The 13,722-nt window shown below is 35.7% G+C and carries 9 protein-coding genes; 4 read left to right on the forward strand and 5 right to left on the reverse strand.

The genetic code is table 11. The annotated features are described in order from the left end of the window. The first annotated feature begins 321 nt into the window (after positions 1 to 321). The 4 genes from LC087_RS11970 to LC087_RS11985 are packed head-to-tail and all read left to right on the forward strand — an operon-like array spanning position 322 to position 2,958. Entirely contained in the window at positions 322 to 1,554 is a 1,233-nt protein-coding gene (locus LC087_RS11970; protein ID WP_306019605.1) for a leucine-rich repeat domain-containing protein, read from the forward strand. 37 nt (positions 1,555 to 1,591) lie between these two features. Further along, positions 1,592 to 1,978: a cell wall-binding repeat-containing protein gene (locus LC087_RS11975; protein ID WP_306020821.1), complete on the forward strand. Its 387-nt coding sequence runs from the start codon at positions 1,592 to 1,594 to the stop codon at positions 1,976 to 1,978. Continuing rightward, positions 1,959 to 2,165, forward strand: a complete 207-nt coding sequence (locus LC087_RS11980) for a cell wall-binding repeat-containing protein (protein WP_306019606.1) — start codon at positions 1,959 to 1,961, stop codon at positions 2,163 to 2,165. Before LC087_RS11975 ends, LC087_RS11980 begins: the two co-directional genes overlap by 20 nt. 37 nt (positions 2,166 to 2,202) lie before the next feature. Beyond that, complete coding sequence (locus LC087_RS11985) at positions 2,203 to 2,958, forward strand: PIG-L family deacetylase (RefSeq protein WP_226542195.1); 756 nt, start codon at positions 2,203 to 2,205, stop codon at positions 2,956 to 2,958. Between the two features lie 131 nt (positions 2,959 to 3,089). Here the strand turns inward: LC087_RS11985 and LC087_RS11990 are convergent, their stop codons facing one another. The 5 genes from LC087_RS11990 to LC087_RS12010 form a co-directional block, all read right to left on the reverse strand. Further along, positions 3,090 to 5,081 (reverse strand): cell wall-binding repeat-containing protein, encoded by a 1,992-nt coding sequence (locus LC087_RS11990; RefSeq protein ID WP_226542193.1) that lies wholly within the window; start codon positions 5,079 to 5,081, stop codon positions 3,090 to 3,092. 112 nt (positions 5,082 to 5,193) lie between these two features. Further along, positions 5,194 to 7,419 carry a cell wall-binding repeat-containing protein gene (locus LC087_RS11995; RefSeq protein ID WP_226542191.1) on the reverse strand — a complete coding sequence of 742 codons (2,226 nt, stop codon included), beginning with the start codon at positions 7,417 to 7,419 and terminating at the stop codon, positions 5,194 to 5,196. 396 nt (positions 7,420 to 7,815) lie between these two features. Next, entirely contained in the window at positions 7,816 to 9,717 is a 1,902-nt protein-coding gene (locus LC087_RS12000) for a cell wall-binding repeat-containing protein (protein WP_306019607.1), read from the reverse strand. Between the two features lie 282 nt (positions 9,718 to 9,999). Further along, positions 10,000 to 10,932: an ETX/MTX2 family pore-forming toxin gene (locus tag LC087_RS12005; protein WP_306019608.1), complete on the reverse strand. Its 933-nt coding sequence runs from the start codon at positions 10,930 to 10,932 to the stop codon at positions 10,000 to 10,002. A gap of 959 nt (positions 10,933 to 11,891) precedes the next feature. Then, positions 11,892 to 13,718, reverse strand: a complete 1,827-nt coding sequence (locus LC087_RS12010; protein ID WP_226542185.1) for a cell wall-binding repeat-containing protein — start codon at positions 13,716 to 13,718, stop codon at positions 11,892 to 11,894. Between the last annotated feature and the right edge of the window lie 4 nt (positions 13,719 to 13,722).

The following is a 13,722-nucleotide window of genomic DNA, read 5'->3' on the forward strand; positions in this document are numbered from 1 at the left end:
TTTTGAAATATGTTAATAATAGAGGTTGTTCAAAAAGTCCTACGATGGCCTGGATGGCTTAGCATCATCGTTAGCCACAGGACGTGGCTGTATTTAGCCCGTGTTCTTTAAACAGACCGCCTTGTTCTCTTCAACGCCCTTTTTCCCCTACTTTGTGAACACTCACTAATATTGAAATTTTTAAATGTGTTACATTTAAGAAATTTAAAACTATTTTAAAACCATATATAAATATTTTTACAGATTTCCAGTTCCTATTTAATGATTAGGTAATTCGTATTATAATAAGATAGTTTAATGAATTAATCATTGGAGGATACTATGAAGAAACTTTTAGCATTTTTAATTTTGATAGTTAGCTTTATCAGCTTCCATTCTATTCATGCAAAAGCTGAAACCATTGTTGAACACCCAAACCTTGAAGAAGCGATTAAATTTCAACTTAATATAGATGAGAAAGTATCCATTACAAAAACTCAACTGGAGAGCTTACCATATCTTGAAGCCAGCTGGTGGGGTATTACAGATCTTTCAGGATTGGAATTCGCAAAAAACATTGGTTCTCTTTATTTAGAGGGGAATGGACTTAAGGACATTGATCAATTAAAGGAATTAACACAAATAAGTCATCTTTACTTGACCGATAACGATATTGTTGATACATCCGCTTTAGGTAATTTTAAAAACTTATCAGTTCTTGATCTTAGTCAAAATCAGCTTTCTACTGTTACTAGCCTTAGTCAAATTAGGTTCACTAGTAGTGGAGGGCTATCGTTAGCAGACAATTCTCTTACTGATTTAACTCCACTAGGAAAGGTTGCTTTCCCTAGTAATACCGGCTATTTTTACATTGATGTATCTAAGAATCAGGTAACCAAGTTAAACGGACTAGAAGCGGCAAAAGGATTAACTGAGCTTTCGGCTTCGGATAATAACCTTACTAACATTGACTCCCTTCGCAGCTTAACAAAATTAGATTATGTCAATCTCTCAAATAACGATCTATCTTCTTTAAGTTCTCTTGGGAGTAGCCATATTCACTCATTGCTAGCAGCTAACAACAAATTAACGTCCTTGCAAGGAGTAACAATTAAAGCAAACGAAAGTTATTACTTGGACTTTGAAAACAACCAATTAACTGATATATCTTCGTTATCTTCCATGACAGAAGGATATATTAATCTAAAAAACAACCCATTATCCTATGAATCTCGATTTATAATTCAAGATTTACTTGATAGAGGGGTTACCGTTATATATGATCCTATCACCTCTAAAGGTTCCAAGCGCCTTTTTGGAGAAGATCGATTTAAGACAGCCATTGCTATATCTAATCAAGGTTGGTCTAATGGAGCAGATACGGTTATTATCACAAGATCCGATTCCTTTCCCGATGCGTTAGCTGGAGCTCCGTTATCCTATAAGCTAAATGCTCCTATTTTGCTGACTGATTCAAAGACATTGACAGATGCAACGAGTGAGGAAATTCAAAGGTTAAAGCCAACAAAAATCATTGTCTTAGGGGGGAGAAGCGGCCGTTTCTCGTACAGTTGAAAATAGTCTTCGCCAACTTACTGATTCATTTCAACGAATTAGCGGCCAAGATCGTTTTGAAACAGCAGCCAATATAGCGAAAGAACTTGGCTCTGACATGCAAACAGCGATCATTTCTTACGGTTACAATTTCCCTGATGCTTTAGCCATTGCTTCTTATGCAGCACAAAAGCAATATCCAATTTTATTATCAGAAACAGAAGTTTTACCGACAGTTACTCAATTAGCAATGGGGGACAACAACATTAATAAAACGATTATTGTAGGAGGCACGGCTGTTATATCTAAAGATATAGAAAGCAAACTACCAAACCCTACTCGTATTGGTGGAGTAGATCGCTATGATACGGCTTCCAAGTTAATTAGCCGTTTGAAATTAAATACAGAGACTCTTTTCTTTACTTATGGAGGAAATTTCCCCTGATGCTCTTACAGGGTCTGCCTTAGCGGCAAAATATGATGCTCCCACTTTACTCGTAGACAAAGAGACCGTTCCGACTTTTACAAAAAATGCTTATTCACCTAATCAAACCTATTCCATGTTGTTTCTAGGTGGGGAAGCTGTTATTTCCAATCAAGTCATGAATGAGTTAACAAATACTATTAAATAATGACCGAATGAATTCCTTAGGAGGGTATTTAAAACGTATGAAACGATTTCTTTTCGTATTTAGCCTGATTTGTATAAGCTTTCTATGTTCTTCCCCAGCTTATGCTAATCAAACAAAAACAGCGGTCTTTTATTCTCCTCATCAAGATGACGAAATTTTATCGATGGGGCATGCAATTAAAGCTTATTTGCAAAAGGGGTATGATGTTCACGTTGTTCTTATTACAGATGGTGCATCTTCTTACGCATTAAACCATGTGAACACGGAGTTAAATAAGCACCAGATCTCTTCTTTATCGAAAGAGGAATTTTCTCACAGTCGAAACTTAGAGTTTATTCGCTCTTCCGTAGCACTTGGAGTCACACGCAATAACATTCACCTTTCCTATTTACCAGATGGAGGTACAACGCAAGATCAAATCGAAGCAATCATGTTAAAATACAAAACTCGCTTCCCAAATGCAAAGCATTTGAGTTTCAGTTATTATGATGGACATATTGATCATGCTAATAGCGGAAAAGCGTTGCAAAATCTATATAGAAACGGCATAATATCCGAGCCAAAGTATTATATTAAAAATATTGAACAAACCGCTGAATTTGGCTCTTATGAACCTTACGATTCATCTTATTCAAATAGCTTAAATACCGCAATGAGCTATTATCGAACATTGGATCCATTGATGAGGATGTACGCAATTGGTGAGTTTTCGGTTGGAAGTCATTTCAACATATTAGAAAAAGCTATTAACAGCAATCAACCACAAAGTAAATATCATTTAGATGGACAATAAGAAAAGAGAAAACACCCGTCTAACGATGATTGATTATGAACATAGGCGTTTTACAACAAAAGGATATTTATTCAAAAGACATAATGTAGCCATTCTTATAAATAAAAAAGAACGCTCACAAGCGTTCTTTTTTATTGTTTATTCGGCGTACTATTTAGAAGTTGTTGATCTTCTGAAATGGAATAAAACGTGTATCCATCACTTACCCTAAAATTCGACTCTATTTTATCTCCATTAATCGTAAACACTGACCATAATTTCCCCCGTTGATCCGTTGGAACGTAATACTGTTCTTTTAGTTCATTTCCTTTATAAACATCAATGGTAGCGTTTGAAGACGTTAATGCTGTTGAATTATTATGAAGACGATAGGAATAGTTAAACACATAAAATCGATATTCTTCATTGTCCTTTTGGTGAAAAAGGTCAACAGACTCTATTCCCTTTTTCTTTTCATCATCAAAGAGATTCATTTGCGAGATAAGCGTGTTGTTTTCAACATGTTGATTTTGATCCCAATAAACATGGAATCTACCCTTATCGCCAGGACCCGTAAAGTGAGCATCTAAGTCAATTAAATCTCCGTTAAGTAATTGGCCATCCCACGTCAACACCATTTTCCATTGGTCTTCCTCTAGAATCGGCGATACGTACACATCTTGATTTGTTTGTTCACCTGGGTTAACTGATAGGCTAAAATAACCCGTAACGTAAAGGTCGCTTATTACTTCTATTGTATACATTCCAGGATCTAACTCATTAAAAACATACGTACCATCTTGTGATTGGATGGTCTTTTCAATCTGACCGTTATGGTTTCTCGTCCCTTTACGGAGGTTAACGGTTGCATTCTTTATTGTTGATAAAGACTCCACATCAATTATTTCTCCATTGATTTCTCCTTGAGAAGAATAGAACGTACTGGCTAACTTAATATTTGGTGCTTTTACGATGTTTCCTTCTGACACTGCTACGTCATACACTGTTTCTGGTTGAAAACCTTGCTTTTGGTATTGTAATGTGTAATCCCCTTCTTCGAGATCGATCGAAAACGTTCCTTCAGGAGAGGTTTTGGTTTGCTTAACGATTTGATCATCCTTATAAATATCAATTGAAACATCATTTAATTGATCGATTACTTTCCCTTCAATTAAACCACTTTGATTAGGAAGAAGCGCCGCTAAATCATTCATCGTTTCGTCTGAAACAGCTTTTTCTAATCCAAAAACTGTGAAAGAGTCTACAGTCAATTCTTTAAAAAGTTGAGAAAGGTCATCAGATAATAGGGGTTGGTCTACCAATAAGACCCCTGTTTGTTGACTTGCAGCTAAAACAGAACCTGTTAAAGCATCTGCAAACTTTGCTCCAGTACTCATAAATAGATGCTCATTTGTTCCATAAAACTCATCTAAAAAGTTAATGGACGTTTCATATCGGTTTTCTCCATCGATACGCGCTACATTACTTGTCAACGATCTTTCAATTGTTGTTGATATAGCAGCCGGACCACCGACTATATAAACCTGTTCAAAATTTGATAAGTATGTGTGTAAATCCCCATCTGTCACATCTTGTTCTGATAAAAGTATCGGTAGTTGTTTTTCAGCTGCATAAGCTGCTACAGATAAAGCATCAGGAAAGTCCTCTCCAGTAACTAAAAAGGCCTTCGTTTGATCAGCAGATACCTCATTAGCAATCTTTACAGCCGTTTCATAACGGTCTTTTCCAAAAATTCTACTCGTTTTTGAGGTAATTGCTTTCAACTCTGTCTCTACTTGTTCATAGATCGCTTTGTCCCCACCAAGAATAATAATTTCTTTCGGTTCCCACTCTTGGAGTAAGTCTTTTGTATCTTTTGTCAACTGGTGTTTTTCAGTCAATAATATGGGCGCATCCAACTTCTTGGCTAGAGGTGCTCCACTTAATGCATCAGGAAAATCATCTCCACGTGCCAATACCACTTTATCAGAACCAGTTGGGTACTGTTTTTTTGCAATTTCAATTGCTGTTTCATATCGATCTTGTCCACCAATACGAGTAAATTCATTTGCCTCAACATTAGGGACAAAAGCCACAAACAATAATCCTACTAACATACTAATTATATATTTATATACCTTCACTTTTTTCCTCCAGTCTCTCATTCGTTATTATACTAAAATATTTGAAAGTGCGCGCTCAAAAAAAACAAAAAGTCTATTCACTGAGGTGAGAAATTTCACTTCGCCCCAAATACTATTGGCGTTTACTTTTATTTATAATTGGGATTAAATTTTCTTGAATAACTTCGTTGCCACCTAAAATCGTCGCATGCTCAATCGGATAGCTTTTTACTATTTTCAACGAAGAAGCTGGTAGGTTATCTCTCTCCGTTAATAATAAAAACGCTTGGTCTTTGGCAGCTAAAACAGAACCCGTTAACGCATCAGGAAAATTAGTACCATTTGCCATCATTACTTTATTTTCACCTTTATAAAAGTGATCTACAATCTTTTGTGCCGTTTCAAAACGATCCGCTCCTCCTACTCTTGTGGGAGAAGGAAGTTTAGAAGATACATTGTGACTAATTACTTCTTGTCCACCTACGACAATGGTTTTCTTTTTAGAACCAAGTGTCCTTTCTGTACTTGCTGGCACTTTATTCTTTTCCGTTAACAATATCGGATAGCCATTCTCTGCTGCAATGGAAGATGCGGCTAAAGCATCAGGAAAATTGTAACCATAAGCAATAATGGCCGTGTCAGCGGGTAGGTGCTGTGCGATTTTTTCTGCTGTTTCAAAACGATCCGCCCCTGAAATTCTACTAACCTCCAACCCTAGGTCGTTTATCGATTTCTTTACGGAATCACTAACTGCTTGTGGACCACCCAAGATGATTGCTTGTTTAGCTTTTAATCTTATAATTTCTGCTTTTGTTTCCGGTGATAATTGCTTTGTCTCTGTTAGCAAAATTGGTGCATTCTTTTTATAAGCTAAAGGAGCACCTGCTAACGCATCAGGAAAATCATTTCCTCTTGTAATGACAACTGTAGATGATTCAATCCAGCCCTCTTTTGAAATATCTACTGCTGTTTGATAGCGATTTTCTCCAGCTAACCGTTCAGAACTAATTCCATATGAACGGTCCGTTGTTTTGAATGCGCCATTGTGATTAATCCACTTTGCCAAGTATGACCACGCAGCATGATGAGCTACCCATTCTTCCCGACCATGATAAGTGTCTTCTGTGGTAGAACTATATGTGCGCGCATCCTCATGCCTTCTTTGCATATCTAACACCTTTTGTGCATGATAATCTTCCCAATAATCTCCCTTTGTACCTACCAGATTGTCATATCCAAAAATACTTGCAAAGATGTCCATATTTGCAAACTGCATCCGACGATCCGTTCCCCAATCGTTCCCTTCAGGGTAATAAATATCCGATGAACCTTCACGGTAAATTGTCCCACCAGAAAATGATAAATCTACTAGGGCACGATACACTTTATCTGAATTAAAAAAAGCTGCTTTAGGAGTCTCCATGTTAGCAAGTGTATAGGTTAATGCAGCCGTATTATTAAATAGTATAAACTCCATATAGTCTGGATGAATAAAGCCATGGTTTGTAACTGTGCCATTTTCGTTAATGTTACTCCCCTCTAACCAGCTTTGAACGGCTTTACCGTTCAACTGCTGATGGTTGGTTAGATCACTAGGAGCGGCACCTGCTGAAATCATTAATTCCACACTCTTGTCCATCCACACTTGCCAATTTTCATGACTAGGCATCATCGCCGTTGCAAGTTGAAGGATTTGAGCATTCCAGGCGTTTTCCTCTGCTTTTGTATCACCTTTACTTAACAATGTACCGTCTTGAGCTTGGTAATAAGGAACGTTATAGCCAATAAAACGATTTGCCTCATATTCAACCATGTTGGCAACCAACTGTTGGTCTTGGGCTGATAGTTTATCCCACATCAACCAACCCGCTAGCCCTGTAAAATGAGCCCAGTGAGCGGACTGCCAATGGTCTCCCCAACCACCTGATTGATTTGCTTTATGATTATATGCTAAAGAGGAAATTAGTTGTAATGACTTATTTATCGCTTCTTCTTCTGAAACACCTGTTTTCGTCTCATCATACACATTTAACGACAGAGATGTTGATAGTCCGAGCAGCATTGCAGCGGGATGACGAACTTGCTTTTCTGATGTGCCCCCTAAGCTCAAATATTTGACATTACTTTGGTTGGAAAATTTAGCATTCCACCAGGTTGTTAATGCATATTTATTTGTATTAACAAGAATCTCCTCTATTCGTTTTGAATCAAGATCATTTGGAATGTTTTTTGACAGGTTTGACCATTGAATCGGTTTAACGTTTGTTGCAGAAACCTTTGTTATCGGTAAGATTGCTGTTAGTGATATCGTTATACTAATAACTACTAGTTTAATAGAATTTTTATTTATAAATTTCATTACAATCCTTCCTTTCCCACCAGTAATTTATGTATATTTTTGTCCATTCCATTTCTTTTCATCTTCATTTATTCCCACAAATAGTCATTATACAGAAAATAACACTATCCGACAATATTTGATTTAATTATGCATTAACAGACATTTAGAATTAGATTAAAGGAAGTCAACTCATTCTCAGATTACAGGAGAAATTGACTACAAAATGAATGACATGTTTATTAAAAACCACCTTTAAGTAACTTACCTAAAGGGCAGTCCGAAAGTATCTTATAGACGAAATGTGTTTAATAGAAAAAGCCAAAAATGCTGTTTTATCTCAACATTTTTGACTTTTTAATTTTCGCTCATTTAACACGATAATAGACTATTTAGGCAGCCTCTTCGCTATTGCAACTATTGAATCGCTTTTATATCACTAATCACTTTCTCACTAATGACTTTATGACCACCTAAAAATACGTGACGATCAATCGTATAATCTTTCACTACATTTAATGTTTCTTTTGGAATGTGATCACTTTCTACTAATAAAAGAGGAGCACTATTTTTTGCTGCTAATACAGATCCCACTAAGGCATCAGGAAACTTATTTCCATTCGCGTAAAAAGCTGTAGATGTATCTAAGTTCAACTCCGAGACAATCTTTGCTGCTGTATCAAAACGGTTTTCTCCACCAATTCGTGTTGCCTTAGGTAACATATTCTTAACATCTTCAGAAATAACCGCTTTTCCTCCAACAACGATGGTTTGATCTATTCCCTTTAATGCCGTTTTAGTCGCAGATGGCAATTGTTCCTTATCTGCCAATAAAATCGGTAAACCATTTTGGGCTGCAAAAGAGGCAATGGATAAAGCGTCTGGAAACTTTTTGCCGTATGCCACAACAGCTGTATCTGGTGAACCACCTAAATTTTCTGCAATTAACTGAGCAGTATGGTAACGGTCATTTCCACCTATTCTTTCAACCTCTAAACCTTTATCCTCTAATTTTTGTTGTACACTCTTGGATATCGCTTTTTCCCCACCAAGTATGATTACACGATAGGCACCTAAACGATCAATTTCTTTTTCTGTAGCAAAAGGTAAGTGATCTGCTTCGGTAAGAAGAATTGGGGCATCCTCATTATAAGCTAGTGGTGTTCCAGCTAACGCGTCTGGGAAGTCACTATTTTTTGCTAAAACAACTGTGTCTGCTCCATATGGCCATCCTTGCATCGAAATGTCAACAGCTGTCTCAAAACGATTGTCTCCCGCTAATCTTTCCTTTAAATGTATAAATTCATCTGCATAAACAGCAACCCCGCGGTCAGAAAGCTCGTACATAATCCCTTTAGCATCACTATTCAGTGGATTTTCGAACAAAACTACTTCTCCAGATTGTAAGCTTTTTAAAGGAGAAAGATCTGAAATTTGATTATTACTTAAATAAAACATTCCAGATTTGACCCCTTGTAACGCAGAGATCGTGTTTATATCATTTTCCATAAAACCATAAGATCCCCCATCTACGAATGTTAAGCCCTCTAACGATGTTAACTTATTGGCCGTCATCCATAAATCAGAAACACTACTAGGTATATTTTTTAATTGTTGAGAATCAACGTTGTTATTATCTAAATCTAGTACGTTTAAATTTTCTAATGATTTAATATGAGAAAGATCTGATATATTATTATTCATTGCTACTAATATCGTTAATTGACTGAAGTTTTCAAGTCCACTGAAATTGGTTAGTTGATTATCAGACACCTCTAAGTGGAATGATTCAATCTCTGTATCTATATTCATCGATTTAAGTACAGAAAGATCCGTTAAATTCAGATTATTTAACCCTAGATAATTCCAACCTTCTTCTTTGTTCAAATTCAACCCATTAAGAGAAGAAAGGTCTAAAGGATTGTCACTTAAATCTAATCCTGATAATGTGGAAAGCTCTTTTAAAGGTGCAATATCCGTAATCTTATTGGACCTAAGACCAATATACTGTACCATTTCTAAATGCTTCAGTTGATCAATAGAACTTAGTTTATTCATCCCCAGCTCAATATGTTTTACGTTTTTAGCATATTGAATACCTTCTAGGTTGGAAATTTCATAGTCAAATAAGTATATTTCTTCTAGTTGAGCAAGGTTCTCTGCTGTCAACGCTTCACCTTCAGGCAGGTTGTCCATCAAAGCCTCTCTTAAGTTCTGATCTGGGATGTTCAGCTCTCCTGCGTGAGCAAATGGAACTGCTGTCATCATTACTAAAGAAAAAACAAGAACTAACTTGAAAAACAGTGTGTTTTTTTTCATTGATTGTTCCTCCATCATTATTTAGTTTTTACTATCTGATTATACTCGAATTACTAGACTGTAATTATATCAAAAAGGTTACAGTTTTTTGATATATGTTCAATTTTTTTGAAATATATATACACTCTTAGTTCAGTAGTATTAAGAAAAACGCAAGCACACGTCCAACGACGATTAATAAAGAACAAAGGTTAGCTTCAGCTTTTCTATTCAGCGTCCTTTTTTCCCTACTTTTTGAACACGCACTAAAAAAACACCCCGAAGGGCGCTTATATGAATAATTTAGTTAATATTTATCACTTCTGTTTTGTAAGGTTCAGAAGCTATTGTTTCTTTTTGTTGTGCTTGAGAGGCTATTCGTGCACTATTCTTTGCACTATTCTCTATACTATAATAATCTAACTGTAGATGAAGATCAGTTCCATAATCGGCTGTGTATGTTCCTTTACCACTAAAAAGCACTTCTCTATTTTGATGATCTAATGTTAGAGTAGAAGGGAGTTCATATCCGCTATCAATTGTTGCGTTAAACACATCATAAATATTATGATTTCCAACAGGATGGTACATATCGCCTATAGGTAATTTTATCGACATCACAATATTCCCACTAAGATTAGCTTTAAGTTCTGTTGTGCCCGTCGCCTGTACTTTTTGATAAACAGCAGTTAAAACTAATTTGGTATTAGCCGGGACCGTAATTTCCTGAGAAGGAATACTAACAGTAGTACTGGTTGTATTTGATTTTTCTTGAGTGCTACTGAATGAGTATTCTGTGCTCAAGGTGTTATTCATTCCTAGTCCCCAAAGTGAGAACCCAGCTTCAATTTCGTTCCCTATAGTAATTCCCTCTGTTACAGAATTGCTCACTGTTTGATCCATCTGAACATCAATAGATTGGCTCTTCAACGTTTGTTCTGTATTGGTGTTATTCATTAGATAAGTTTTACCTGCGTATTGTGTATCTCTATTACTTATTTGAGGAGAACCAAGCTCTTCCACACGTACGTTATTAACTTCTACTTCTTGAGAAATCTTATGTTGACTTAAAATATGATCTCTCAGTGGCATGAAACTTAGGCTTTCTCTAAACGCTTCATTTAATTCACTTTCAAAATCAACTATTTCCGAAGGTGTTGCATAAGAATTTGACGAGAACGATAAAGCTAATAATGTGCAAAGTAGACCAGAGATTACAAATTTCATTTTTTTCATTGCTCTTCCTCCTAAACTATTAAAATACTTATTATATAAATTAAGACTATACTAAATATTATTCATTGTAAAACGTTTTTTTGAGAATTAAAAACTTTTTTTGTTATTCATTTTATAGGAATAATGTCGATAATGCTTATACAACCATCAATTCTTAGTATGACAACTCGTTTTTCTTTTGTTTCTTGATACGGTATTTATTATACTGATATAAAATTTATGTATGCATTTCATACACTTGCCAAGCACAGGTTCATTCAAAATGAGTGTGCCTGTTTTTTAGTTGCCCACAAAATGTTGATGACTGCATCAGTTCATTGCATTTTGCAATCATTTTATTTTTTCCTATATATGATATTATGTGAAATTGAATATTAATTAGTGATTGTGAGGCAGTATAAACGTGAAAACAATTAAAACAATAACAAAATATTTAAGTTATCTATTTTTATATTTTCCATAATTTATTATATGGAATTAATTTACGGAGTTGCAATATTTGTCGGAATACATCTTTTGGTTTTATTAACAGAAGAAAAGGATTGGAAGATCATAATGCAGTTTAATTTGAAAACGACTAAGAATGGAATAAAAAACATAACACTGTATTTAAGTTATCTATTTTTTGTACTATCTTTACTTTTTTCGAACAATTTAATTTATGTAGTTGCAATTGTTTCAGTTGTTTTACAAATATCATAAGAAAAGCGCAAGCGCCCGTCTAGCGATGCAGGTGCTTATAGACCCCCGCATGAGATAAAGGAAACACGAAAAGCCGCAGGCTTCGATGTTGACTTATCGTAGAGAGGAGGGCGAAGCATCACCAGTCGCTGGGCGCAGGAGCTAGACAAAAATAAAAGCACCATCCAAATAAGGACAAATTTTTATACTTTCTTACTCTGCAAAAAAGAAGGGCTTCTCATAATTAAAATGAGAAAGCCCTTCTTTGAAGATCAAATTTATTTTACTTGTCCATTTAATAACTTAGGATATTCTTCACTTAATGCAGCTGGTCCACCTAGTAAGTGGAACTGCTCATAAGCACTTTGTTGAAGATAGTTTTGAATACCTGGTTCTGGCACTTCTACTTTATCGTTGTAAAGTAGTACAAGAGAGGCATTTTCTTTAGCAGCTAAAACAGATCCAGTTAAAGCATCAGGGAATTTATCTCCTCGCGCAAAATAAACTACTTCTGTGTCCATATTGAGCTTAGCAATTTCACCTGATGTGTCATAGCGGTCATCCCCACCATAACGGTGTTTTGTTCCAAATAGCTTGTTTGCTACATTTTCAGAAACAACGGCCGTGTCTCCTACAATTATGAAATCGTTAATTGCTTCTTTCTTAATATGATTATCTATATCTTCATGTAATGTATCTTTGTCCGTTAATAAGATCGGCATCCCGTGTTTGGCTGCATAAGGAGCAATGGAAAGCGCATCTGGGAAGTTCCATGCATAAGCAATGACAGCTTTTTTGCTATCACTATCTAACTCTTCAGCAATCTCTAACGATGTGAAATAGCGATCTTTTCCAGATACACGGTCAACAGCAATTTTCAATTTTTCTTTAATATACGTTTCAACTTCTGATGGTACGGCTGAAGGTCCACCTACAATGATGATGTTTTTAGCGCCAAGACGCTTAATTTCATTTTCTGTATCCTTATTCAGAGTCGTCTTAGTAGTTTCCGTTAGTAGAATAGGTGCATCTTCTTGGTAAGCTAATGGTGTTGCAGCTAATGCATCTGGGAAGTTTTGTCCTGTAGCTAAAATAACGGTATTCGCTTGATCCCAACCTCTTTGAGCAATATCCACGGCTGTTTTATAGCGATCATCTCCATATGAACGAGTACCTACTTTTTCAGTTAGTGCTCCAGCAATATAGTTATCATTAACTGGCAACCATGCAAACTGATTAGCTTTGTTGTTTGATTGGTCTAACTCATATGAGCCCGTCACTTTTAAAATATCGCTAATACCTACTTTTGTTTCTTTTCCACCTGTAGAAGGCATTGATCTTAGTTTAGTAGTATGTGTTTTCACATAATCATTTTTACCAATTGTGTAGGTAGTTTTTGTTTCATCCTTACTACTAAGCTCATATTCCATTACTTTAAATTTGATATTCTCATCTGAATCTGGATCATAATCAAAGTCATCTGATTCAAAAGGAACTTCGCTATGTTTGCTATAAAGAGTTTCTACTAATTGATAATTATCAATGTACTTATAAACCTTTTCTTGATAAGACTCGTAATATCGTTTATTTTCTTCACCATTTTTCTTTTCAAATGGACTATTAACAGGCTTAATGCCGTTGTACGCCATAATCGCGAAATACCAATGCTCAATCACTCGTGAATCTTGATTTTTAAACTTTGGAAGATCATTGCGTTCTTCAAAGTTATATTTGAGCATTTCTATTCCTTTTTGGATATTGTATTCCACACTGTCTTCTATCTTTTTCTTTTCGTCATCTGATAAACCGTCAATATTGGTAATCTGCATAATACCAATACCACCATCATCACTTTTATTCACTTCACCATTACTTTCAAAATGCTTCCAATCGCCATTTTCTTGCGTGGCAATTCCTTTAACAATCTCTGGTGGTACTTCATTTTCTAACGCAATGTTTGTCAACAAGCAATCCATTTGTTGTTTCGTTGGATTTTTCTTTGTTGAAGAGTCATACTCACAACCTTTGCTGTCGGCTGCCTGAGCAGCTGGAATAGCTGAGATGACTAATAACGCAGTTAAACATAAACTCAACAGCTTCTTCATTTGG

Source organism: Bacillus carboniphilus (assembly GCF_020524035.2).
Classification (GTDB): domain Bacteria; phylum Bacillota; class Bacilli; order Bacillales; family JAIVKR01; genus Bacillus_CC.

Excerpts from the sequence above, each read along its gene's own strand:
- LC087_RS11970 (WP_306019605.1), top strand. The coding sequence starts at position 322 with ATGAAGAAACTTTTAGCATTTTTAATTTTGATAGTTAGCTTTATCAGC.
- LC087_RS11980 (WP_306019606.1), top strand. The coding sequence starts at position 1,959 with ATGGAGGAAATTTCCCCTGATGCTCTTACAGGGTCTGCCTTAGCGGCA.
- LC087_RS11985 (WP_226542195.1), top strand. The coding sequence starts at position 2,203 with ATGAAACGATTTCTTTTCGTATTTAGCCTGATTTGTATAAGCTTTCTA.
- LC087_RS11995 (WP_226542191.1), bottom strand. The coding sequence starts at position 7,419 with ATGAAATTTATAAATAAAAATTCTATTAAACTAGTAGTTATTAGTATA.
- LC087_RS12000 (WP_306019607.1), bottom strand. The coding sequence starts at position 9,717 with ATGAAAAAAAACACACTGTTTTTCAAGTTAGTTCTTGTTTTTTCTTTA.
- LC087_RS12005 (WP_306019608.1), bottom strand. The coding sequence starts at position 10,932 with ATGAAAAAAATGAAATTTGTAATCTCTGGTCTACTTTGCACATTATTA.
- LC087_RS12010 (WP_226542185.1), bottom strand. The coding sequence starts at position 13,718 with ATGAAGAAGCTGTTGAGTTTATGTTTAACTGCGTTATTAGTCATCTCA.